The sequence below is a fragment of the Cupriavidus sp. YAF13 genome, assembly GCF_052113425.1.
GTDB lineage: Bacteria > Pseudomonadota > Gammaproteobacteria > Burkholderiales > Burkholderiaceae > Cupriavidus.
The window spans coordinates 44,752-68,807 of record NZ_JBFRDD010000047.1 but is presented as its reverse complement, the minus strand read 5'-3'; the positions used below and the strand labels follow the sequence as shown (position 1 = coordinate 68,807).

The following is a 24,056-nucleotide window of genomic DNA, read 5'->3' as shown; positions in this document are numbered from 1 at the left end:
CGCTCAGGCCTGCCAACATTTTTCGCGACTTGCAGTTCGGTACCAGGCCTCACGAAAATCCTCGACAAATATAGGCGCCAAGACGGTCCCCTCCACGATTGGCCACCCATGCAGCGGGCAGCGTAGAAGAACTTGGCACTGTCCAGTTATAATTTTCAGATTGCTGTGGTTGTTTTGTGAAGCACGTGTATGTGTCATATTTTTGGCGGAGTGAAACATGCGATCTCCCATTCGCAAAGGCGATAGACTGGAAAACGGCGGTTCCGTAACGACCGCCTCGTCGGAAATGCTGTTCATGGGCCGGCTTCTGGCGTGCCAGGGTGACGAGGCACTCTGTGCGCGGCATGGGAGGACGACGATTGCCGAGGGCAACGTCTCGTTTCCCGGCAAGGGCGGCAGGCCGGTCGCGATGCATCATCACCGCTGCGCGTGCGGCTGCCGGCTGCTTTCGTCGCTGCAGAACGTGAATATCGCTTGACGATGGCGGTCGATCTGGCAGCGGTGGGCTTGCCGAGTGCCTACCCCGCGAACAAGCCGCGCCTGGTGCCGTGGCTCATCGGCTGGGTGCTTTGCTGCGGGATTGGCGGCGCGGTAGCGCTGTTGCTGTGGCCGGCGGGCACGCCAGCGCGCGGTGCGTGGTTCTGGTTCAGCGTGGTGGGCCTGCCCAACGGCTTGTTCCTTTTCACGCTTGGCATTGCGCGTGCCGGATACGAAGCGATCTGGCTCCGGGCGCATTACCGGAACATGCACCGGCGTCAATGGCTGAGTCACCGCGTGCGCCATGCGCAGCAGCCATTGCAGGTACTCGGTATCGGGTATTGCCTGCCGCTCAAGGGCGAGCCGCTTTCGGCTGCCCTTGCCGGGACGAAGATCTCGATGGAGGCGCAGTCGCCGCGCACGGGTGCCGGAACGATCGTGCATAGCCGGTTTGCAGATGACGATCCGCTGTTTGCGCAAGCGGACGAAGAGGAACCAGCGCCATCGGCGGATGAGGACATGGCGGACGCTGCCGGACAGCAGCCGAGCGTTGCGCCTGCGCCCACGCGTGAGCAAATTCCGCCCGTCGTGCGGATGCTTGCCCAGACCCTCGACACGCTCGGCCAAAGCCTGCATGCATTGTCGCAGTATGGCGCGGCTTATGCGCCCGCCGTGCGGGTGCTCGCTACTGCCGAGTGCGCCGATACTCGTGTGCAACAGGTCCGCCACGCCCTGCGGATTGCAGGATTGCCTGCGCTTGAGTGCATCGCGGTGCCGGCCGGCAACGGCCTGCTCGTGGCCGACGCGTGGCTCGACGCTGGCGAGAAGCGGCCGCTGCTGGTGATTGCCGCGCAGTGGCACGATGCGCCGCCCGCTGGCAGTACCGAAGGTGGCGTCGCTGTACTGCTCGGTCCCGGTGTGTTTCTGCTACCTGAGCCGGTCAAGGTCATGGCGACCCTGCACCGGCCCGTGGCAGGCGAGCTGGATGCGCTCGCTGATGTGCTGGCGAACGCCGTGATGTGGGGCAACGCCGAAGCCCCTGCCGTCAATCCCGCCTGGATCAGCGGGCTGGACGCCTCGCACGATACGGCTCTGCTGTCTGCACTCGGCAGCGCTTCGCTGAGTGGCGTCACCAAGCTGGAAACGCAGCGCCGGCCCGATAGCCTCATCGGTCACGCGGGCGCGGCAGGCGGCTGGCTGTCGATTGCCGCCGCCGTCGAGTCAGCAACTGCCGGCCCGCACCTGATCGTTCACACCCCCGAGCACGCGCAAACCGCGCAGGCCGCCATCCTTTACGTGAGCCGCGCAACGGCCCCCAGAACGGAAGCAACGGACCCCACTTCGCCATATGACGAATCCAACGAATAACCTCAAGGCACTCGCATCGCAGGACGAATCCTCTGGCGCGCCCGGTTCCCTCGCCACCTGGGGGCTGGTGGTGGCCGCCGTCGCGTTGACCGCACTGGCGCTCGGCCTGGTCTGGCTCAAGGGCGATCAGTTCAATGTGCCGACGCTGGACGCCAAAAAAACAGCCTCGATCTGGATTCTCGCTGTACTGGCTGGGATCTTGATCCTGCATCCCGTTGCACTGGGGCTTGGCGCGTACAGCGCGGCAGGCCGGCTTTTTCGCCGGGAGACCGGCAGCCAGCCGGAGGCCGTCAAGGCCACCTCGGCGCTCAAACGTGATGCGCGTCTGCAGTACCTGTGCGAAGACCTGCGTGCCTCGCACGGCTGGTTCTGGCGCTACCGGCTGCCGTGGCTGCTGGTGAGCGGCAACGATGCGCTGGTCGATACCGTGGCGCCCGGCCTCAAGCAGGCGGGCGTGATGCATATCGCCGATGCCATCCTCGTGCATGCGGCGCCTGACGGCATGGATGCGGGGCTGTGGCGCAAACAGGTCAGGCAGTTGCGACGCAGGCGTCCGGTCGACGGCGTGGTGCAGGTAGTGCGCACGGGTGAGGCCATCCGGCCCGACGCCGAGCTTCCCCGCATGCTCTTGACCATCGCAACCGAGCTCGGCTGGGCTGCGCCCGTGACGTTTCTGCATCCGGTGCCGACGACCGGCCGCCAACCCGAGACGTTCCAGGCCATCGGCGCCTTCCTGTCGGGTTCAATCCGCCGTGGGACACAGGGGCCTGCCAATGCACTGAACGACCAGCTTACGACGCTCGAATTGCACACGGGGACGATTGCCGTGGAGCTGTGCTACGAGTCGACGCGCATGCCGTACCTCGCGCAGGTATCGCAGTACATCGGTGGGCAGCGAGAGAGGATCGTGACCAGTTGGGATGCGTTGATGGCCTCGAAGTGGCTTCGCGCGCCACTGCAAGGCGTGATGTTCGCGCCGGTGTTTGCCGCGAGCCAGCCGGGTGCGGTGCCTGTGCTGACGCCAGCCATGGCCGTATCGGCCGCTTTAGCCGCGTTGGCTGAAGCGGCCCGGCCTGGCGTCCCCAGCATGGCGCTGCGCGAACAGCCGGCCTCGCTACTGCCCACGTGGCAGGAGATCGGCCGCAGCCTGCGCCGGCATCGCGGCAGGCGCATCGGCTTTTACTGGCCGAACGCGCTCGCCGCGCTTGTCACCGTGGCAGCGATCGGCTGGTGCGTGGCGATGACAATCTCGTTTGCCGGCAACCTGCAAGGCATCCGGCAGGCGCGGGCGAGCGCCGAGGCAGCCGACGCAACCGTCGCGGCCGCGCCCGGCAGCCCGGCCGCCCTGCGCGCGCAGCTCGCGTTGCAGCAGCGCATCGAGATGCTGGAGTACCGGCAGCGGCATGGCGCACCGTGGCATCTGCGCGCGGGCCTGAACCGCAATGACGCGATTCTCGATGACCTGTGGCAGTCATATAGGACGGTCGCCGAGCGCAACCTGCAGCGCCCGGTCGTGCAGACCCTCCGGGCCGCGCTCACCGATCTCGCGCAGACGCGCGCCGATGCGTTGCAGAGTCACGACGCGCAGCGGCGCGGCTATGACGCGCTCAAAGGGTACCTGATGCTGGCGGAACCGCGCCGCACCGATCCCGCATTCCTGACGGGGCTGATCGTCTCCGCGTGGCCCGCACCGGCGGTGATGCCGGCCGGCGAGTGGCTGGACACGTCGCAGCGGCTCGCCAGCTTCTACGCAACCCACCTGAAGGCGCACCCGGAATGGCGCATCAACGCGTCCGACACCCTCGTGGCCGAGGCGCGCAACACACTGGTCAACCAAATCGGCCTCGCGAACGCCGACGACACGGTCTACCAGAACGTGCTGGATGACGCGAGGGGCAAGTACGCCGATGGATCGCTCGCGACGCTGCTCGATGGCGCAGACGCGCGCGGGCTCTTCACCACCGCGCGGACGGTGCCGGGCGTCTTCACGCGCGCGGCGTGGGACGGCATGATCGCCGAGTCGATCGACAAGGCCGCTCGCGAACGGCGCGTGCAGGGCGACTGGGTGCTGTCGAATGGGGGGCCGGCACAGTCGGTGGACGCGGCCGTCGTGCAGGGGGCCGGGACGACGACGAGCGCACGCCAGGAACAACGCGCCACCGACGATCTCAAGGCGCGGCTGACCGCGCGCTATTTCGCGGAATACACGGCCGCATGGCAGGGCATGCTCAACAGCGTCCAGTGGCAGCCGGCGGCGAACCTGAACGATGCGATCGACCAGCTCACCCGGCTGACGGACGTGCAGACGTCACCGCTGATCGCGCTGATGCGGTCCATGCAGTATCAGGCACAGGCAGGCCGCCCGCCGCAGGCGCTGACCGACGCACTGGTGCGCAAGGCGCAAAGCCTGATCGGTAGCGATGACAAGGCCCAGGCCCCCGCCATCCATCCTCTGGACAAGCCGTTTGGCCCGCTGCTCGCGCTGATGGGCGACAGTGGCGGCAGCACCAACACTAGCACTGCCGCTGGCAGCGGCGCAGGTCACGGCGGGAATGCCGCCAGTGCCACCACGACGCTGAACGGGGTGAGCCTAGCGCGCTACCTGACGGTCGCCACCACGATGCGCCTGAAGCTCCAGCAGGTGGCGGCGAGTCCCGATGCGCAGGCGATGGCCCGCTCGCTCGCGCAGGCCGTGTTCCAGGGGAAGCTCTCGGAGCTCGCGCAGGCAAAGGATGACGCAGCGCTCACCGCCGCTAGCCTGGGCACGCAGTGGTCGGGCTTTGGCGACGCGCTGTTTGCACGTCCGCTCGACACTGCCTGGCTGACGATCCTGCAGCCGGCCGCCGCGAGCCTGAACGAAGCGTGGCGCGTGAGCGTCGCTGCACCGTTTGCGACCACCTTCAGTGGCCGCTATCCGTTCTTCGATACGAACGCCGATGCGTCGTTCGCCGAACTGGGGCGCTACGCGCGCCCCGACACGGGACTGATCGCCCGCTTCATCACGACACAACTGGCCGGCGTGCTCAAGCCGCAAGGCGACCAGTGGGTTCCAAATGAACTGGCGCCGCAGGCGTTGCAGTTCGATCCCGCGTTCCTCGCCGCGATCCGGCAGCTGTCCACGCTTGGTGCCCAGATGTACGTGCAGGGTGATGCGGGATACCGCTTCGAGATCATGGCATTGCCGACCCCGAACGTCACGCGTTCGGCGCTGTCCGTTGACGGCAAGCAGATCGTCTACTTCAATCAGCGCGAGGCGTATACGCCGCTCGCGTGGCCCGGCAATGGCCTGCACGGCCACGCGGGCTTGACGTGGCAGACGGTCAACGCCGGCACGCGCCAGGCGTTCGAGTCGACCGGCGACTGGGCCTTCCTGCGTCTGCTGGCGAAGGCCGATGTCAAGCCGCTCGACAGCACGCGCTATGCACTCACGTGGAAGGATATGGAAAAAGATGCGGATGGCGAGCCGCTGCGCTACGTGCTGCGCACGCAGTTGGGCGCGGGTCCGCTGGATCTGCTCAAGCTGCGCGACTTCAGGATGCCCGAGCGCGTCTTTATCGTCGGCAAGGCCGGGACGGCGCCGGTTCTGCCTCCATTGCGACCGGAGATGACACCATGAGTGACGAAGACAATCCGCTGCTGAGATATTACGACGCGGAGATGCGCTATCTGAGCGAGGCGAGCAGGGAGTTCGCCGCGGCGCAGCCTGATGCGGCGCGCCGGCTGGGCCTGACGAGCCTGGGTGAGCGCGAGGACAGCGTGGAACAGCTCTACCAGGGCTTTGCGTTCCTGATGGCGCGGATGCGCGCGAAGCTCGATGACGCGTTGCCGGAGATCACCGACCCGTTGATCGACAACCTGTGGCCGCACGCCGGGCGCACGATTCCGTCGCTGGCGATCCTCGAATGCGTGCCGCGCGCGGGCGAGGCACGCGTGCTCGGTAAGCTGCCCGCGGGCACTCAGGTGCGCTCCGGCCCGGTCGGCCCCGAGGGCACCATATGCACGTACCGCACCACCCAGCCCGTGCCTCTGCTGCCGCTCGCACTGGTGGAGGCAGGTCCTGCGGTGCGCGCCGACGGCCGCACGGTGATCCGCATCGCGTTCGACCTGCTGCATTTCGACCAGCGCCCGCTCGATGACCTGGCGCGCATCCGCTTGTACCTGCATGGCGACCGGCCGACTGCCTCGGCGTTATATGCGGCGTTCACGCGCCAGGTCGAGGCGATTGCAGTGCGCATGGCGCGGATCCATGATGGGCGCCCGCAGCCACTGCCGCGCATGAGGTTCGAGGTGGCGGGCTTCGGTCCTGAGACGCGGCTCTGGCCGACCGACCACGAGCGGCGCAACGGGGAGCTGGATCGCGAGCAGACGATGCTCGAGTACTTCACGTTCCCCGAGAAATTCCATTTTGTGGACCTGTGCGGGTTCGATGCGGCGAGCGTGCCTGCGGGCGAAACGCGTATCGAATTCGAGGTCCTGCTCAACGGGCCGCTCGCCGGCGACGTCGCGTTTGGCACCAGCAACCTCCGGCTCTTCTGCACACCGGTGATCAACCTGTTCGAGATCGATGCGCAGCCGCTGCAGCCCAACGAGCACGATCGCGACTACCTAGTGCGCGCGCAGGACGCCGACGGCGCGCACATCGAACCCTACGATGCGCTGTCGGTCGCGGCTACCGACCTGAACAGTGCGGAGCAGCACGCTTACCGGCCCTTCAAGGCATTCCAGCACCGTGGCGGCATGCTGCGGCACGAGGCGCCCGAGCGGTACTTCCATGCGTCGTTGGGCTTTGGCGTGACCGGTGGCCGCCAGATGTGGATCACGCTGGGCGGCCACGTATGGGACAAACTTGGGGACGCCCCCGGTAGCCCGCCCGATACGCACGTGAAAGTGCGCGTGCTGGCGAACAACGGCACGTTGCCGCGCACGGCGCTGCGCGAGTCGACGATCACCACGCTCGCATCGGGCGCGGGGGACGTCGGCAGCGTTCGCAACCTGACGCAGCCCACGCTGCCGCTCTATCCGCCGAGACGCAGGCAATACCAGTGGCAGGTCATGTCGCATTTCTCCGGTCACGAGTTCAACACGCTGGACACGGATGTGCTGCGCGGCGTGCTTGCCCTGTACGACTGGACCGGGCGGGACGACAACGCGAAGCGCATCGCGGCGATCCGGCGAGTCAGGCTCGACCAGCGGGGCGTCCTGCGCAAAGGGGGCATGCTGCGGGAGTTCGCCATTCACGTGGAGATGGATCCGGCGGGCTTCGCCGGACCTGGCGATGTGGTGCTGTTTGGGGACGTGCTGAGTCACTTCGTCGGGCGGTACGCCAGCCATCGCTATTCAGTGCGGCTCGTGCTGGTCGCGAACGGCAAGGAGACCGCGTATCCCGCCACCGAATTCACAGGATCGGAGTTCTGATGGAAGTGAAACACGCGACGTACGTGACGTACGTGACGCACCTGACATTGCGAAGGGCGCGGCGATCTGCGGTCTCGCTGGGGCTGGCAGGGATGGTCATGCTGCTAGCCGGCTGCGGTGCCTGGCAGTCGGTCAAGGACACGACCGTGGCGGCGACGAGCGCAGTTTTCGTCGCGAAGGTCAAGCAGATGAACCTCGTGATCGTGAGCCGCAGCGCGCTGAATCAGGATGAGCACGGCGTGTCGTTGCCGGTCGTGCTGCGTATTTACCAGTTGAAGGACTCCAAGGCGTTTGAAACGGCCACCTACGCGCAACTGCTCGCAGGTGCTGGCGACCCGCTGAAAACGGATATCTTCGGCCTCACGGAAGTGACGCTTGGCTCCGCCGCAACGGTCAGGCTGTCCGAGCCGATGGCTGATGATGCGCAATACGTCGGTGTCGTCGCGTTTTTCCGTGAGCAGTCGAGCGCCGAATGGCAACTGGTGATTCCGAAGGCGCGATGGAAGAAGGGCGATCCGGTGACGCTCGCCGTCGCAGACAACCGGCTCGAGCTGGAGCCAAGGCATTGAACGCTTCGAAGCTGATCTCGTTTCAGCCTACCTCGACGTGCTGGCCAAACTCCTCCAGCAGGCTTGCGCGATGCTCGTCCAGTCTGGGCGAGCGCCGGAAGCCGCTCGCACCTGCCTGGCTGCCGATCTTGATCGGGTTGCCGGCCAGGGTGATCGGGCGGTCCTCGCCGATGCTGGCTTGCAGCAGCATGCCGCGCGCTTGCACGTGCGGGTCCTGCACGATGTCGGCCACGCTTTGCAGCGGGCCGTGCGGCACGCCCGCGCCTTCCAGCGTGGCCGACCAGGTGGCGCTGTCCGCATTGGCCAGGCGCGCTTCCATGCAAGTCTTGAGTTCGGCGTGGTGCTGGTTGCGCGCCACCACGGTGGCAAAGCGCGGGTCGGCAGCCAGCTCCGGCAGGCCGAGCGCGGCGCAGAGTTTCTGGAACAGGGTGTCGTTGCCCGCCGCAATGACGATGAAGCCGTCAGCGGTCTTGAACATGTCGAACGGCGTGATGGAGGGATGGCGCGTGCCCAGCGGCGCGGGCACGGCACCGGTGGCGGAGTGGCGCGCGATGGCGTTTTCCAGCAGCGCGACCTGGCAATCGAGCATGCCGATATCGACGCGTTCGCCAAGCCCTGTGCGGCTGCGCTTGAGCAGCGCGGACTGAATGCCAATGGCGGCATACAGTCCCGCGCCAAGGTCGCCGATGGACACGCCGACCCGCACCGGGTCGCCGCCGGCCTGGCCGGTCACACTCATCAGGCCGCCCATTGCCTGCACCACCATGTCGTAGGCGGGCCGGTCGCGGTAGGGGCCGGTCTGGCCGAAGCCCGAGATCGAGGCATAGACCAGACGAGGGTTGGCGGCGTGCAAGGTTTCCCACGTAAAGCCGAGCTTTTCCATGACGCCGGCGCGGAAGTTCTCCACCAGCACATCGGCGCCGGCGATCATCGCCTCCAGCACTTCACGGTCGCGTGGGGATTTCAGGTCGAGCGCGATGGATTCCTTGTTGCGGTTGACCGAGGCGAAGTATGCCGACTCGCCATCCACGAACGGGCCTACATGCCGGGAGTCGTCACCGCCTGCGGGGTTCTCGATCTTGATCACGCGCGCGCCGAGGTCGGCCAGCATCATGGTGCAGTAGGGACCGGCCAGCACACGGGTCAGGTCCACCACGGTAAAGCCCGCGAGCGGGAGGTTTGCGGCATTGCGATTCATGGAAATCCTTTTGGGCCGGGAGGCCCCGGGTATATCGAACGAGTGCGGGAAGGGCGTGCGGCTCAGTCGATCCTGGCGCCGCTGCTCAAAGTCAGATCTGCCACGGTCTTTCCTTCTCGCTGCGCGAACTGCCGGAACTCCGCGGGCGATGCGGACGGCGAGACTTCTTCGCCGCGGCTGGCCAGCCTGGCCCGCAATTCCGGTTTGGCCAGTGCCTTGGCGGAAGCGGCGAAGAGTTTCTCGATCACGGCGGGCGGTGTTTGCGCCGGGGCAAACAGGCCGTACCAGTTGGTCACGTCGTAGCCTTTGATGCCGGCTTCGGCGATGGTCGGATAGTTCGGCAGCACGGAAGAGCGTTTGGCGGAGGTGACGGCAATGCCGACCACCTTGCCGGTATCGATCATGGCCTGCACGGAAGCCGGCGTGGCAAAGGTGAACTGCGCATCGCCGGCGGCCACCGCTTGCGCGGACGGCGCGCCGCCCTTGTAGGGCACGTGGGTAAGCTGGACGTCGGCCAGCTTGGTGAACTGCACGCCGGCCAGGTGCGTGATCACGCCGTTGCCGGAGGACGAGTAATTGAGCGCGCCGGGGTGCTGGCGGGCTTTCGCCAGCAGGTTGGCCACGCTGGTGATGCCGGATTCCTTGTTGGCCGCCAGCAGCAGCGGCGAGACGGTCAGCCGCGTGATGGGCGCAAAGTCCGTGGGCTCGTAGCGGATGTTCTTGTAGAGCACCTTGTCGCCGCCCATCAGGCTGGCCGAGGCGATATACAGCGTGTAGCCATCGGCCGGGGCCTTGGCCACGATCTCGGCGGCAATGGTGGTGCCCGCGCCAGGCTTGTTGTCGATGATGACCGGCTGCCCGAGTTCCTTGGAGAGCGCATCGCCATACAGCCGCGCCACGTTGTCGGCGCCGCCGCCAGCGGGGAAGCCGATCACCACGCGGATCGGCTTGATTGGGAAAGCGTCCACCGCCAGCGCGGGGCCGGCCAGGGCGGATGTGGACACTAGCAGGAACAGCAGGGTTGGGTGCCGCTTGGTCATCGTTGTCTCCGGGTTTTGTTTTTTGCGTTCCGTGTTCCGTGTTCTGTCTTCTGCGTTCTGCTTTCTGCTTTCCGCGGCGTGCCTACCTGCCGGTGAATACCGCGGCGCGTTTCTCGCGCCAGGCGGCTGCGCCCTCGCACAAATCCGCCGACGCCCCGGCCCGCGCGATCTCGCGTTCCAGCGCGGCCGTGTCCAGCGCGCCGCGCGCGATCTGGTTCAGGGCCTGCTTCATGCCCAGCAGGGCAATGGGCGCCATGCCGGCGAGCGTGGCGCTGAGCGCATCGACGCGCTGCGCCAGGGCGTCGGCCGTGACGATCTCGGTCAGGAAGCCCACCTTGAGCATTGCATCCGCATCGAGCCGGTCAGCCGTCAGGAAGAGGCGCTTGGCCGTGTCCACGCCCAGCCGGCTGACATAGCGCTCCAGCCCGCCCCGGTAGAAATGCAGGCCGAGCCTGGCGGCCGGCATGAACATGTCGCAGTGGGGCACGCCCACGCGGAAGTCGCAGGCCAGGCACAGATCCGTGGCGCCGCCATAGACGCCGCCGTTGACCGCCGCGATGGTGACGGGGCGAGCGGCTTCGATCAGGTCGATCATCTCGCCGAAGGCCGGCGCCCCCGCCTCGTCGGCGCTGGCCAGCGCGCCGATGTCGTAGCCGCTGCAGAAATACTTGCCGGTACCGGTGAAGCGCAGAACCAAAACAGTCTCCATCGCATTGATGGAGTTGATATGCTCGCGAAGTACCAGCAAATCATGCGGACTTAGCCGATTCGCCACTTCGGGACGTTCAAAGGTGATGGTTGCAACGCTTCCATCGATACTGAGCCGAGGTTCGCCGTGTTTTTGCATATAAGATTGATGTTTAGATATATTGAGGTTGATTTTAGATATGCCAAAGGAAGCATCAAATCGAGGTTTACCCGTGCAATCGCTCCAGGACCGGATCCGGGAGGCGATTGAGGAAGAGATTCACGCCGGCAAGCTGAAGCCCGGATCTCAGCTGGACGAGCGTGCGCTGGCCGAGCAATTCGACAGTTCGCGCACGCCGGTGCGGGAGGCATTGCTGATGCTGGCGGCGCAAGGCCTGGTGACGATCGTGCCGCGCGCGGGGATCTTCGTGCACAAGCCAACCGTGGCCGAACTGGTGGCGATGTTCGAGACGCTGGCTGAGATGGAGGGCGTGGTGGCCCGGCTGGCAACGCAGCGCATCAGCGAGGCGGGCAGGGCGGCGCTGTCGTCGGCGTTCGAGCATGGCCGGGCCTTTGTGGAGGCGGCCGATACGCCGGGCTATGTGGATGCCAACCGTGATTTCCACGACGTGCTCTATCAGGCTACAGCCAACCCTTATCTGGCAGAGCAGATCCGCATGCTGCGGCGGCGGCTGGCGATCTACTGGCGCCATCGCGGACTCATCAACCCCGCTCGCGTGCCGAGTTCCTTCCAGGAGCACGGCGTGATCGTGGCGGCGGTACTGGCGGGCGACGCGGACGCGGCGGCTGCCGCGATGCGCGCGCATCTTTCGGCGGGTGGCAAGGCCGTCGCCGATCTGGTGCTGCTGGCGCAGGACGCTTATGACGAGCCGGCCGCCGCCGCGGGAGGGCGCTGAGCCAACCGCGCCGCGCCGAACGCGCTGGCGCGGCAACTGGTAGCATCGCAGACAGCTGGTCCGGCGCCCACGGGCACCCGGCCAACAACTGGTCAACGGGGCGGCAGCGCTGCCTCCGCTTTTCAACGCTGTTTTCCCGAGTCTCCCGCTTCGTGTCCGCCGAACCCTATTTCTACGAGCCCGCCAACGGGCATGGCCTGCCGCATGATCCCTTCAACGCCATCGTCGGGCCGCGCCCGATCGGCTGGATTTCGTCGCGCGGTGGTGATGGGATTGTCAATCTCGCGCCGTATAGCTTCTTCAACGCCTTCAACTACACGCCGCCCATCGTGGGTTTTTCCAGCATTGGCTACAAGGACAGCGTGCGCAATATCGAGCAGACCCGCGAGTTCTGCTGGAACCTGGCCACGCGGCCGCTGGCCGACGCCATGAACGCGAGCTGCGCGGCCGTGCCGCCGGAGGTCGACGAGTTCGAACTGGCGGGGCTCACGCCGGTGGCGTCGCGCATGGTCGCGGTGCCGCGGGTGGCGCAAAGCCCGGTCTCGTTCGAATGCAAGCTCACCCAGCTGATCCAGCTCGAGGGCGTCGATGGCCATCAGGTGCCGACCTGGCTGGTGCTGGGCGAGGTGGTCGGCGTGCACGTGGACAAGGCGCTGTTGAAGGACGGCATCTATGACACTGCCGCGGCCCGGCCGATCCTGCGCGGCGGCGGGCCGGCCGACTACTTCGAGATCGGGCCCGAGGCGCTGTTCCACATGCGGCGCCCGCGCTGAGCGCTTCCTCGGCGCTGATGGTGGATTCCAGGCCGGCTGATTGCCGGCTTTTTCACGCCTGCAGATTCGGCTTGACAGACAGACCTGTCTACTAAAATAATGTAGACAAGTCTGTATCATTTTGAGTTCGCAGAATGCGCTACAGGCCGCTTTTTTTAATTCATTGCTGTCGCAGCCAGGAGAAGTCGATGTCGTCCAACCCCGAAATCCGTCCGCCCGTGCCCCCGTTCACCCGTGAAACCGCCATCCAGAAAGTACGCGGCGCCGAAGACGGCTGGAACAGCCGCGACCCCGAGCGTGTGGCGCTCGCCTACACCGTCGACAGCGCGTGGCGCAACCGTGCGGAGTTCGTGAACGGGCGCGAGGCCATCGTCGGCTTCCTGGCGCGAAAGTGGCAGAAGGAGCTGGACTACCGCCTGATCAAGGAACTGTGGGCGTTCGACGGCAACCGCATCGCGGTACGGTTCGCGTACGAGTGGCATGACGATTCGGGCAACTGGTATCGCTCCTACGGCAACGAGAACTGGGAGTTCAACGAAGCCGGCTTGATGCAGCGGCGCTTTGCCTGCATCAACGATGCGCCGATCAAGGAGTCCGAGCGCAAATTCTTCTGGCCTTTGGGGCGCCGGCCGGACGACCACGCCAGCCTGAGCGATCTCAGCTTATAAGCCGCATGGCCCGATCAGGGATAATCGCCCCATTTTTCGCAGCAAGGAACACTTCAGCCATGGCCACGCCTTCTGCCCGCGAGCGCATCCTGGATACCGCCGCCCGCCTGTTCTACCAGGACGGGCTGCGCGCGACCGGCATCGACAAGATCATCGCCGAGTCAGGCGTGGCCAAGATGTCCCTGTACCGGCATTTCGCCTCAAAGAACGAGTTGATCGCGGCCTTCCTCGACCAGCGCCACGAGAGCTGGATGCGCTGGTTCGAGCAGGACGTGGAAGCGCGCTTTGCCGCCAGCCCCGGCCTGGAGGTCATCGCGCAGGCGCTGGCCGGCTGGTTCTCCGACAAGGATTTTCGCGGTTGCGCGTTTATCAATGCGGTGGCCGAGGCGGGCGCCTCTGGCGAGGGCACTCAGGTGGCGCAATCCGTGGCGCACAAGGCGGAACTGGCGGCCTATATCGGTTCGCTGGTCAGGCGCCTTGGCCTGCCGGAGCCCGATGCCATTGCTGAAGAGGCGATGCTTTGCGTGGAAGGCATGATCGTGCGGTACCAGATGACAGCCGATCCGGGCGTGATCGATGCCGGACGGCGGTTGCTGCGCCGCTTGCAGCAAGTGCGTTGAAGGCGGGGGCGCAAAGCCCATTTTCGGGCGGCAGTTACAGCGGCGCGGGTTGTGTCTGGGGTGGCTGCACAGGATGCGTTGGCTGCGCAGGCGCGGCCGGCTTCTTGTCGCTCGTGCCACTGTAGGCGAAGTACTTGGCCTTGGCGCCCTTGGCCCAATACGCCAGGGTGAACTGCTTGCTGTCGCGCGCGTAGAGCATCTCGAGGCTGCCGTTGGCTGCCTCCCACTCGGCGTAGCCGTTCTCGGCACTGGGCTCGGTCTTGCGCTTGGACTCGTAGCGGGCATCGAGCTTCTTGCTCACGTCATCCAGCGCGGACCGGTCGAACGTCAGTGTGACGAGCGCCACCGTGTCGCCCGCGTCGCAGTTCACGATCGCGCGGGTCAGGCCCGGCAGATTGAAACGGTCAAGGTGCTTGAGCTCCACCGTGTCCCCGCCGGCCCACGGCGCGGTGCCAGTCTTGACGCGATTCGGGCCGGGGGTCATCCGCGCGCACTTGGTCTTGCCAAGCTCAAGGCCGAGGGGGGCCGCGTCCTTGCCGGGCGGTTGTGCGTGGGCGGCGATCGACGCCAATAGGAGGGCGGCGAGGAGGGGGCGCTTCTTCATCATGGTTTTGGCGAGATTCGAGATCTCGAAACGAACATGAGAGAGATTCTAAGGCCTGCCGCCGCGAGGCTATGCACTTCCGCGTTTTGCCCCAGTGTGTTGAGCAAGCTTTGACGCCACCGCCGTTTGTGTTTCGCACGGTCCATACCGCGTTCCGGGCGCGCGATTCGCGGCCGGAACGCGTAGCGTGCAGCGGCGTTGACGCGTCATGCGCCGTAGTAGAAGGCGCTGCGCACGGCATCGATCCGAGGTTGCATGCTGGCCTGAGCCTGCGCCTGTGGTGGCATGCTTGCCGCGTCCCCCTTGGCTGCCGCGGCAGCTTGCGCTGCCACCTTGGCTTCGGCCGCTTGAATGTCCTGGGGATACGTCGCGTCGTCGCCGCGGCCCGGCTGGTAGCCGGCTTGCTCCAGCCGGATCAGGTCGGCGCGGACTTCGGCACGGGTGAGTGGCGCCGGCTCGCTTTGCGCGAAGGACAGAGCCGGCACTGCCAGGGCGCAGGACAGCAAGACTGTGCGAACGATTGCTTTCATGGTGCGTTACCTCTTTCAGTTGGAAGGGCCCGGTGTCGCTGGGGCCACCGCGCTTTCATCGAGATGATGAAAGGCTGTCACCAGTATTGGTTTTGCGCGGTGACCTCGGCCTTACCATCTCATTACAATCCCGTCATGCACCGCTGATGCTGCCGATGTCGCTACGCCGCTACGCCGCTACGCCGCTATGGCGTCACGGCAGTCCGTTGCCAGCCGCCGCCCAGCGCCTTGACCAGCATCACGCTCGCGATCAACTGGCGTCGGTGCACCTGTTCGGCGGCCCGTTCGCTGGCAAGCGCGGTGCTCTCCAGCACGCTGACATCCAGGTAGGCCACCGCGCCCTTGCGGTAGCGGTCCAGCCCCAGCGCCAGAGCGCGCTCGGACGCCTCGGTGGCGGCTTGCTGGCTGCTGGCCTCTTCCTGCAGCGCATGCAGCGCGGCAAAGTTGTCTTCTACCTCCTGGAAGCCGCGCAGCACGCTTGCGCGATAGTCGGCGGCACTGGCATCGAACTGCGCGCGCGCGCTGTCGGCCATCGCCTGGCGGCGGCCGCCGTCGAACAGCGTGGCGGCCAGTGCCGGGCCGATTGCCCAGAAGCGGCTCGGCGCGGTCAGCCAGCTGGCCAGGCTGGTGCTCTCCAGGCCGCCGCCGACGGCGAGCAGCAGGCTCGGGAAAAACGCGGCGCGGGCCACGCCGATCTGTGCATTGGCGGCTGCCACGCGGCGTTCGGCGGCGGCAATGTCGGGGCGGCGCTCCAGGAGTTGCGAAGGCAGGGCGGCGGGCATGGCCGGCAGGGTGGGCAGCACGGCAGTATCGGCCAGTGGCGGCAGCGAGAAGGGCGCTACGGGCTCGCCCAGGAGCGTGGCGATGGCATGCTCCAGCTGCGCGCGGTTCAGGCGCAGGTCGGCTAGCTGCGCCTTGGTGCCCTCGAGCTGCGCCTTGGCTTGCGCCACGTCGCCTTCGGTGGCGATGCCGCCACGGTAGCGGTTGTCGGCCAGTTGCAGGACCGTGCCGTAGGCGTCGACGGTGCGCCTGAGCAGGTCGATCTCCCGGTCGGCCGAACGCAGGCCGAAGTAGTCGGCGGCCAGCTCGGCCTGCAGGCCGAGGCGCACCGCCGCCACGTCGTCCGCACTGGCCTGGGCGCGCGCCTCGGCTGCATCCACGCCATTGCCGATGCGTCCCCACAGGTCGGGTTCCCAGGAGGCGGTGAGCCCTAGCAGGTGGTCGGGCTCGGTCTTGCCGGCCAGCGAGCGGCCAACCACATTGGCCGAGGTATGGCTGCTGCTGGTGCCCAGCCCGGCGCTGACGGTGGGAAAGTAAGCCGCATGCGCGGCCCGGGCCTGGGCACGGGCGTCTTCCAGCAGGGCCACGGCCTTGCGCAGCGTCTGGCTGGAAACGTCGATGCGGGCTTCTAGCGCGTTGAGCGGCGCGTCGCCATACACGCGCCACCAGTCCGGCGCGATGCCCGCCGGGCCGCCCGGATGCGCGGCGCTGGCGCCGGCTTCCTTGTATGCGGCGGGCGTGTCGACCGTGGGTGGCTGATAGGCCGGCGCGGTGGCGCAGCCTGCCAGCAGCGCTGCCAGCGCCAACGCGGCGAGCGACGCCGCCAGGCGGCGTGGCCGGGCGGCAGGCACGCGGGTTTGACGAGAACGCTTGGGAGTCTGCATGGCGGGCCTACTTAGCCTGGCTGGCCGTGGTTGCCGGCTGGGTGGCCGGCGTGGCCGGTGCATCCACCGCATCCGCCGCCACCCGGACCCGATCGCCCGCCAGCAGGCCGTCGCCGGGGTTGACCACCACCTGTTCGCCGCCCTGCAAGCCCTCCGTGATCTCCACATGCGAGCCAAAGTCTCGGCCCAGCGTCACCTGCCGGATCGCCAGCTTGCCGTTCGTGCCCACCACGGCCACGCAGGTGCCTTGCGGGCGGAACATCAACGTGTTGGCCGGCAGGGTCAGGCCGGCCCTTGCTTGCGGCGCGCTCAGGTGGACCTCGGCATAGGCGCCCGGCAGGATCCGTCCCCCCGCATTGTCCACGTCCAGCTCCACGCGCAGGCTGCGCGTGACGTTGTCGATGGCGCCGGCATTGCGCGCCACGGCAGCGGCAAAGCGCTGGCCGGGGAACTGCGGCAGCGTCAGCCATGCCTGCATCTGCGGGCCAACCATGCCGCTTGCATCCTGCGGCACCTGCACATACACACGCAGCCGCGTGCCGGCGGAGAGATGGAACAACTCCCGGCCGGGTCCGCCGGCGCTGCCGGCATCGATCAGCGCGCCGGTGTCCACGTTGCGCGCGGTCACCACGCCGTCGAAGGGCGCGCGGATCTGCGTGTACGAGGCGAGTTGCGCCAGCCGTGCCGTGTTGGAGCGGGCGGAGGCCAGCGTGGCGGCCTTGGCCTGCATGTCGGCCACCTTCTGGTCGGTGTCCTGCTGCGCCACCGAGCGGGATTTGAGCAGGTCTTGCCAGCGCTCGGCGGTGCTTTTGGCCAGCGCGTAGTTGGCCGCGGCGATGGCTTCGTCGGCGTGTGCTTGCCGCAGCTGGTCGCTGACCTCGGGCGCGTCGATCTCTGCCAGCAACTGGCCTTGCTTGACCGGGGTGCCGATGTCGGCGTACCAGCGGCGCAGGTAGCCGTTGACGCGTGCATAGACCGGTGCGTCCTGGAAGGCGCGCACGTCGCCCGGCAAGGTCAGTTCCTGCAGCGCCGGCGCGCTGGCAGGCCGCACCGTCGAGACGGTGGTGGCCAGGGCTTCGGCGGTGCGCGTGGCCAGCGTGGCATGGGCATGCAGCCTGGGGAGGATGCCGGCGGCCAGCGCGCCGCCAAGCACGGCCAGTACCAGCAAGCTGGTTCGCAGGCGGCGCGTGCGCGCGGGTGCCATGCCTGGGGCGGCGGTGACGTCGCCGGATGGGGACATGGGAGGAGCAGGGAGAGTCATGCCGGGCCTTTCTGGTCGAGACCGAGAGCGGGATGCAAATCAGGGACAGGGATGGGGGCTGGCGCACGAGCGGCAAGCCACCGGTGCAGCAGCGCGAACAGGGTGGGCACCAGCACCAGCGTGGCGACGGTGCCGCAGGCTAGCCCGCCGATCACGGCGCGGCCGAGCGGGGCGTTCTGCGCGCCGGCATCGCCCGCGCCGAGCGCCATCGGGATCATGCCGATCAGCATGGCCAGCGCGGTCATGACCACCGGACGGAAGCGCCCGATGCCGGCTTGCAGCGCCGCCTCGAGGGGCGCCACGCCCGCCGCGCGCAGTTCGCGCGCCAGGCTGACCACGAGGATGCTGTTGGCGGTGGCGATGCCGATGCACATGATGGCGCCGGTCAGTGCCGGCACGCTGATGGTGGTACGCGTGACAAACAGCATCCACGCCATGCCCGCCAGTGCGCCCGGCAGGCCGCCGATGATGGCCAGCGGGTCAAGCCAGGACTGGAAATTCACCACCATCAGCAGGTACACCAGCACCACCGCAATCGCCAGGCCGCCAAGCAGCCCGGCGAAAGAGGCGTGCATGGTCTGTACCTGTCCACGCACCACCAGCTCGGAGCCGGGTGGCAGCGTCTTGCGCGCGGCATCGACGATGCGGCCGATGTCACCCGCCACCGCGCCAAGATCGCGCCCGCGCACCGAGCCGAAGATGTCGATCACCGGCTGCACGTTGTAGTGCGACACCACGCCTTGCTGACTGGACCGCACCACGTTGCCGAGCGAGCCGAGCAGGTCGCCGCCGCTGCCGGAGTCTGGCGTGGCGGCGCCAAGTCCCATCGGAATGTTGGACAGCGACTGCAGCGAGCCCATGGCGGACTGCGGCACCGACACCATCAGCGGATAGCTCACGCCGTTGCGCGGATTGAGCCAGAAGTTGGGTGAGGTCTGGCCGCTGCCGGAGAGTGAGATCAGCAGGTTCTGCGCCACCTCGCGTTGTGACAGCCCGGCCTGCAGCGCGCGGGTGCGGTCCACATTCACCGTCAGCGCGGGCTGGTCGTCCGGTTGCTGGATATGCACATCGGCCAGCCCCGGCACCGCGCGCAACTGGCCAACCAGTTTTTGTGCCACCGCGCGATTGGCTGCCAGCTGATTGCCCACCACCTGGATATCGAGCGGCGCCGGCAGCCCGAAATTCAGGATCTGGCTGACGATGTCGGCCGGCAGGAAGGAGAAGCTCACGCCCGGGAATGCCTTGGGCAGCAGGGCGCCCAGCTCGTCGACATAGCCCGCCGTGGCGCCATGGCCCGGCTTCAGCGACACCAGGATCTCGGCGTCGGCGGTGCCGATCGGCAGCGCGGAGTCATAGGTCAGGTTGATGCCGCTGACTGGCAGGCCGATGTTGTCGATGATGCCGGCCACCTGGTCCGGGCCGATGGCCGCGCGGATGCGGTTCTCCACCGCATCGGCGATGCGCGCCGTTTCCTCGATGCGGGTACCCGTGCGTGCGCGCATGTGCAGGCGGATCTCGCCGCTGTCCACGCTCGGAAAGAAGTCCTGCCCCAGGAAGGGCACCAGCGCCATCGAGGCGGCGCAGCAGGCCAGGAAGGCCGCGGCCAGCCGCCTGGGGTGGCGCAGTGCCGCGGCGAGGGTAGCGGCGTAGCGCGTGCGGACGCCTTCGAACCCGCGTTCAAAGCGCGCCTGCAGCCGCGCGCAGGCGCGACGCAAGCGGCCTGGGTCGCGCGCCTGCGCCGCGTTGTCGTGTTCGTCATTGCGTTCGCCACGCAGCAGGTAATGCGCGAGCGTGGGAATCAGCGTGCGCGAGAAGAAGTAGGACGCCGCCATGGCGAACACCACGGCCTCGGCCATCGGCACGAACAGGTAACGCGCCACGCCGCTGAGCAGGAACATCGGCAGGAACACGATGCAGATCGACAGCGTGGATACCAGCGTGGGCACGGCGATCTGTGCCGAGCCTTCCAGGATCGCATGCTCCAGCGGCTTGCCCAGCTCGCGGTGGTGGGTGATGTTCTCGATGGCCACGGTAGCGTCGTCCACCAGCACGCCCACCGCCAGCGCCAGCCCGCCCAGCGTCATGACATTGAGCGTCTCGCCGAGCGCGCTGAGCGCCATCAGCGCGGCCAGCACCGAGAGCGGGATCGAGATCGCGATGATCAGCGTGGCGCGCCAGCTGCCCAGGAACAGCAAGATCATCGCGGCGGTCAGGCAGGCGGCGATCAGCGCTTCATGCAGCACGCCGTGGATGGCGGAGGTAACAAAGACCGACTGGTCCGATACTGGCTGCACCCGCAGCGAAGACGGCAGCCCGGCCATGATGCGCGGCAGCATGGCCTTGACCTGGGCGATGATGGACAGCGTGGAGGTGTTGCCGCTTTTCTCGATCTCCAGCAGCGCGGCGCGCTTGCCGTCGCGGCGCACCACGTTGGTCTGCGGCGCGTAGCCGTCGCGCACCTGGGCCACGTCGCGCACATAGACCGTGCCGCCGGGGCCGCTCTTGACCGGCAGGTTGTTGAGTCCGGCCACGGTGGCCGTGCTGCCGTTCAGGTCGACACGGTATTCCAGCGCGCCGATCTTGGCCGTGCCTCCGGGCAGCACCAGGTTTTGCGCATTGATGGCGTTGACCACGTCCAGTGGCGCCAGGCCGCGCGCCTGCAGCGCGCGCGTATCGAGATCCACCATTACCTGGCGTACCTTGCCGCCGTAAGGCAGCGGCACCGACGCGCCCTGCACGGTAGCCAGCTGCGTGCGGATGAAGTTGTTGCCCAGGTCGTAGAGCTGCTGCTCGGGCAGTTGGTCGCTGGCCAGCGCCAGCCGCAGGATCGGCACGGTGGAGGCGCTGTAGCTCAGGATCAGCGGCGGCGTGGTGCCCGGCGGCATGTTGCGCAGCATCGATTGCGCGCCCGACGAGGTCTCGGCAATCGCGCGGTTGATGTCGGCGCCGGGGTGGAAGAAGATCTTGATCACCGCCACGCCGGCGAGCGACTGCGACTCGATATGCTCGATATCGTCCACGCTGTTGGTCAGCGAGCGCTCGTAGCCAGTGACGATGCGGCGCGCCATATCCTCGGCGGACAGGCCGTTGTAGGTCCACACCACGCTGACCACCGGGATGTCGATGGCCGGAAAGATGTCGGTAGGCGTGCGCAGCAGCACCAGCGGGGCGGCAAGCAGCAAGCACAACGCCAGCACCACAAAGGTGTAGGGGCGGCTCAGCGCGAGCCTGACAATCCACATGGTGTGCACTCCGGGATGAGGGTTGGGGGCAGCGACGGCCGCTTTCTTGCGGTGTCCGCGGTGAGTGATGGCCGCATTCTAGGAAGCCGGGGGGGCCGGTAACGCTGTCGAATCGATTACAGATTTGTCATTCAGGAGCACCGCGCCAGCGGCTATCATCCGAGCATGCAAGGCGACCGAAGCGCGCCCTGCCGGTACTGGCCAGGCGAGGATGGACATGAGAATTCTGGTGGTGGAGGACGAGCCCAAGACTGGCGAGTACCTGCGCAAGGGGCTGACCGAATCGTCCTTCGTGGTCGACCTGGCGGTGACTGGCGCCGATGGCCTGCACCAGGCGCTGGAAGTGGTGTACGACCTGGTTATCCTTGACGTGATGCTGCCCGGCATGAACGGCTGGGACGTGCTCAAGCAACTGCGCGAGCACAAGGACACGCCGGTGCTGTTCCTGACCGCGCGCGATGAAGTGGAGGACCGCGTGCGCGGGCTGGAGCTGGGCGGCGACGACTATCTGGCCAAGCCCTTCGCCTTTGTCGAGCTGCTGGCGCGGGTGCGCACCTTGCTGCGGCGCGGCCCGGTGCGCGAGGCCGACCGCATCGAGATCGAAGACCTGGAGATCGACCTGATCCGACACCGCGTGACGCGCGCCGGCCGGCGCATCGAGCTGACGCCGCGCGAGTTCTCCCTGCTGCATTTCCTGGCGCGGCGTCACACCGAGGTACTGAGCCGCACCCAGATCGCCTCCCACGTCTGGGACATGAACTTCGATAGCGATACCAATGTGGTGGACGTGGCGGTGCGCCGCCTGCGCGCCAAGATGGACGACGATTTCCAGCCCAAGCTGATCCACACCGTGCGTGGCATGGGCTATGTGCTGGAGCGCCGGGAACCCTGATGCGCAGGCTCTCGCTCACTGCCCGCCTGGCGCTAGCCTTTGGCCTGGTGGCCGCGATCGTGTTCGGCGGCGCGGGCGCTTACCTCTACCGCGCGCTGGCCATGCAGGTGATAGAGCGCGACGACGCGGAACTGCTGCGCAAGGTGGCGCGCGCGCGGGCCGAGCTGATGGAGCAGGGTGCCCGGCCCGACAGCGACTGGCGCGAAGTGGCGGGCGTGGTGTCCGGCAACGACGAGTTTGCGCTGGTGGTGCGCGCCGCCAGCGGCGCCGTGCTGCTCGCGGCCAATGCCGGCGAAGGGCCGCCCGCCTTGCAGCCGGTGGCGCCCGCTGCGCCGCTCGGGCCCGAAGCAATCCGTGCCTGGACCACGCGGCAGGGTTACCCGGTGCACGGCGTGCAGGCGCTGGTCCCCGTCGGGCCTGGCACTGGCGCCGCCACGCAGACGCTGGCCTTCACGCTCTACCAGACCGCCATCTCCCGCACCACGTTGCTGCGCGCATACCGCGCGAAACTGCTGTTGACGGGGCTGCTGGGCACGCTGGCCGTGGCCGGGCTTGGCTACCTGGTGCTGCGCGCCGGCATGGCGCCGCTGCGGCGCATCGCCGCCGGGGCATCGTCGGTCACGGTGCGGCGGCTCGCGTTGCCGCTCGACCCGGCGCGGCTGCCGCCCGAACTGGCGGAACTGGCTGCGGCCCTGCAACAGATGATGGACCGGTTGCGGGATGGGTTCGAACGCCTGTCACAGTTTTCCGCGGACCTGGCGCACGACTTCCGCACGCCCATCGGCAACCTGCTCGGGCAGAGCCAGGTCGCGCTGTCGAGCGAGCGCAGCGCCGACGAATACCAGGCGCTGCTGGCGTCCAATATCGAGGAATACGAACGCCTCGCCCGCATGATCGAGAACATGCTGTTCCTCGCGCGGGCCGAGAACGCGCGCGTGGCGGTCAACCCGGTGCGCCTGGACCTGGCACGCGAACTGGGCGCGCTGTCCGACTATTTCGAGGGGCTGGCGGAGGCGAGCGGCGTGGCGATCGCGGTGGATGGCGGGGGCGCCTTGCTGGCCGATCCGCTGCTGCTGCGGCGCGCGGTCAGCAACCTGGTGGCCAATGCCATCCGCTACACACCCGCCGGGCAGACGGTGGTGATGGCGGCGCGCACGGGCCCCGCAGGCAGCCGTATCGAAGTGCGCAACCCCGGGGCCGGCATCGCGCCGGAACACCTGCCCAAGCTGTTCGACCGCTTCTTTCGCGGCGATCCTGCCCGCGCCAACTCGGGAGAGTCAGCGGGCATCGGGCTGGCCATCGTGAAGTCCATCATGGACTTGCACCATGGGCACGTTGAGGTGGAGTCCGAAGTCGGGGGAACCACGGTCTTCAGGCTGCTGTTTCCGCCGAGCATGGCGGATTCGGTGTCTTAGGTGCCGCTGCCGCTGTAGCTGTCGCTGTTACTGGCGCAGCGACGTGAGCAGCCGGATGCCGAGCAGCGCCATCACCCCGCCGGCCGCGCGATCCAGCCACAGCTTGAAGCGCAGGTAGAACGCACGCGGCCTGGCGCTAGAGAGCGCGATCGCCACGATGGCGTACCAGCCCGTCTCGATGGCAAAGACCATCAGCGGCAGCGCCAGCAGCAGCGAAGCCGGCACCTGGGCGGGCAACAGCGCGGCAAACACGCTGGCGTAGACCACCGCCGTCTTGGGGTTGCTCAGCTGCGTGGCGAAGCCGCTCAGCAAGGCATGGCTGCGCCCCGTGGCGGGCGCTCCACCGCCTGCAGCTGCGCCGGCCGCCATTGCCAGGGGCGCGCTGGCGCCGCGCCAGATGCGCGCGCCCAGATACACCAGGTAGATGCCGCCGCCCACCTTCATCGCCATGTACAGCCAGGGCACCGCCGCCAGCAACAGCTTGAGCCCGAGCAGCGCGGCCGCGGCAAACACCACGCCGCCCAGCCCCATGCCCAGCGCCATGTAGAGCGCGTCGGCGCGGGAGCTGGCAATGGCGGCGCGTGCCACCATGACGAAGCTCGGGCCGGGGCTGACAGCGCCGAGCGCCAGCGCGCCGCCGATGGCCAATGTCGATGTGAGTGCGTCCATGGGTTTGTCTCGTCAGGAAGGCGGGGATCCGCTGCGGGCCAGCATGA

At 67.4% G+C, this 24,056-nt stretch carries 20 protein-coding genes; 11 read left to right on the top strand and 9 right to left on the bottom strand.

The genetic code is table 11. The features are described from left to right. Nucleotides 1-217 precede the first annotated feature (217 nt). Genes AB4061_RS30495 through tssJ form a run of 5 tightly spaced genes read left to right on the top strand, consistent with a single transcriptional unit; the run spans nt 218 to nt 7,829 of the window. A complete protein-coding gene (locus AB4061_RS30495; RefSeq protein WP_441639940.1) occupies nt 218-478 on the top strand; it encodes a PAAR domain-containing protein in 261 nt (86 codons plus the stop codon). Between the two features lie 2 nt (nt 479-480). After that, a complete protein-coding gene (locus AB4061_RS30490; protein ID WP_441639939.1) occupies nt 481-1,845 on the top strand; it encodes a hypothetical protein in 1,365 nt (454 codons plus the stop codon). Further along, complete coding sequence (locus tag AB4061_RS30485; RefSeq protein WP_441639938.1) at nt 1,826-5,461, top strand: ImcF-related family protein; 3,636 nt, start codon at nt 1,826-1,828, stop codon at nt 5,459-5,461. Before AB4061_RS30490 ends, AB4061_RS30485 begins: the two co-directional genes overlap by 20 nt. Continuing rightward, the gene (tssF, locus tag AB4061_RS30480) at nt 5,458-7,260 is read left to right on the top strand and encodes a type VI secretion system baseplate subunit TssF (RefSeq protein ID WP_441639937.1); all 1,803 of its coding nucleotides are present in this window, start codon (nt 5,458-5,460) and stop codon (nt 7,258-7,260) included. Before AB4061_RS30485 ends, tssF begins: the two co-directional genes overlap by 4 nt. After that, nucleotides 7,260-7,829, top strand: coding sequence for a type VI secretion system lipoprotein TssJ (tssJ, locus tag AB4061_RS30475; RefSeq protein WP_441639936.1), 570 nt, complete (start codon nt 7,260-7,262; stop codon nt 7,827-7,829). The genes tssF and tssJ overlap by 1 nt, the downstream gene beginning before the upstream one ends. A 22-nt stretch (nt 7,830-7,851) precedes the next feature. Here the strand turns inward: tssJ and AB4061_RS30470 are convergent, their stop codons facing one another. The 3 genes from AB4061_RS30470 to AB4061_RS30460 form a co-directional block, all read right to left on the bottom strand. Beyond that, a complete protein-coding gene (locus AB4061_RS30470; RefSeq protein WP_441639935.1) occupies nt 7,852-9,027 on the bottom strand; it encodes a CaiB/BaiF CoA transferase family protein in 1,176 nt (391 codons plus the stop codon). A 62-nt stretch (nt 9,028-9,089) separates the two neighbouring features. Continuing rightward, nucleotides 9,090-10,067, bottom strand: a complete 978-nt coding sequence (locus AB4061_RS30465; RefSeq protein WP_441639934.1) for a Bug family tripartite tricarboxylate transporter substrate binding protein — start codon at nt 10,065-10,067, stop codon at nt 9,090-9,092. Nucleotides 10,068-10,149: 82 nt separating this feature from the next. Beyond that, nucleotides 10,150-10,914, bottom strand: a complete 765-nt coding sequence (locus AB4061_RS30460) for an enoyl-CoA hydratase/isomerase family protein (RefSeq protein WP_441639933.1) — start codon at nt 10,912-10,914, stop codon at nt 10,150-10,152. Between the two features lie 73 nt (nt 10,915-10,987). Between AB4061_RS30460 and AB4061_RS30455 the strand changes: the two genes are divergently transcribed. From AB4061_RS30455 to AB4061_RS30440, 4 genes are all read left to right on the top strand, one after another. Next, a complete protein-coding gene (locus AB4061_RS30455; RefSeq protein ID WP_441639932.1) occupies nt 10,988-11,671 on the top strand; it encodes a GntR family transcriptional regulator in 684 nt (227 codons plus the stop codon). A gap of 152 nt (nt 11,672-11,823) precedes the next feature. After that, a complete protein-coding gene (locus AB4061_RS30450) occupies nt 11,824-12,444 on the top strand; it encodes a flavin reductase family protein (protein WP_441639931.1) in 621 nt (206 codons plus the stop codon). A 188-nt stretch (nt 12,445-12,632) separates the two neighbouring features. Then, nucleotides 12,633-13,112 carry a nuclear transport factor 2 family protein gene (locus tag AB4061_RS30445; protein ID WP_441639930.1) on the top strand — a complete coding sequence of 160 codons (480 nt, stop codon included), beginning with the start codon at nt 12,633-12,635 and terminating at the stop codon, nt 13,110-13,112. 59 nt (nt 13,113-13,171) lie between these two features. Further along, on the top strand, nt 13,172-13,732 hold the full coding sequence (locus AB4061_RS30440) for a TetR/AcrR family transcriptional regulator (protein WP_441639929.1): 561 nt from the start codon (nt 13,172-13,174) through the stop codon (nt 13,730-13,732). Nucleotides 13,733-13,766: 34 nt separating this feature from the next. Here AB4061_RS30440 and AB4061_RS30435 read toward each other — a convergent pair whose 3' ends face one another. From AB4061_RS30435 to AB4061_RS30415, 5 genes are all read right to left on the bottom strand, one after another. Further along, nucleotides 13,767-14,336, bottom strand: a complete 570-nt coding sequence (locus AB4061_RS30435) for a hypothetical protein (RefSeq protein ID WP_441639944.1) — start codon at nt 14,334-14,336, stop codon at nt 13,767-13,769. 206 nt (nt 14,337-14,542) lie between these two features. Then, complete coding sequence (locus AB4061_RS30430) at nt 14,543-14,866, bottom strand: DUF4148 domain-containing protein (RefSeq protein WP_441639928.1); 324 nt, start codon at nt 14,864-14,866, stop codon at nt 14,543-14,545. A 185-nt stretch (nt 14,867-15,051) separates the two neighbouring features. After that, nucleotides 15,052-16,530 (bottom strand): efflux transporter outer membrane subunit, encoded by a 1,479-nt coding sequence (locus AB4061_RS30425; protein ID WP_441639927.1) that lies wholly within the window; start codon nt 16,528-16,530, stop codon nt 15,052-15,054. Between the two features lie 7 nt (nt 16,531-16,537). Then, nucleotides 16,538-17,770 carry an efflux RND transporter periplasmic adaptor subunit gene (locus AB4061_RS30420; protein WP_441639926.1) on the bottom strand — a complete coding sequence of 411 codons (1,233 nt, stop codon included), beginning with the start codon at nt 17,768-17,770 and terminating at the stop codon, nt 16,538-16,540. A 17-nt stretch (nt 17,771-17,787) separates the two neighbouring features. After that, nucleotides 17,788-21,033 (bottom strand): efflux RND transporter permease subunit, encoded by a 3,246-nt coding sequence (locus AB4061_RS30415; RefSeq protein ID WP_441639925.1) that lies wholly within the window; start codon nt 21,031-21,033, stop codon nt 17,788-17,790. Between the two features lie 217 nt (nt 21,034-21,250). Between AB4061_RS30415 and AB4061_RS30410 the strand changes: the two genes are divergently transcribed. After that, nucleotides 21,251-21,925 carry a heavy metal response regulator transcription factor gene (locus AB4061_RS30410; RefSeq protein ID WP_150991420.1) on the top strand — a complete coding sequence of 225 codons (675 nt, stop codon included), beginning with the start codon at nt 21,251-21,253 and terminating at the stop codon, nt 21,923-21,925. Next, entirely contained in the window at nt 21,925-23,340 is a 1,416-nt protein-coding gene (locus AB4061_RS30405; RefSeq protein WP_441639924.1) for a heavy metal sensor histidine kinase, read from the top strand. Before AB4061_RS30410 ends, AB4061_RS30405 begins: the two co-directional genes overlap by 1 nt. A gap of 27 nt (nt 23,341-23,367) precedes the next feature. Here the strand turns inward: AB4061_RS30405 and AB4061_RS30400 are convergent, their stop codons facing one another. Continuing rightward, a complete protein-coding gene (locus AB4061_RS30400) occupies nt 23,368-24,009 on the bottom strand; it encodes a LysE family translocator (RefSeq protein ID WP_441639923.1) in 642 nt (213 codons plus the stop codon). Nucleotides 24,010-24,056: the final 47 nt, after the last annotated feature.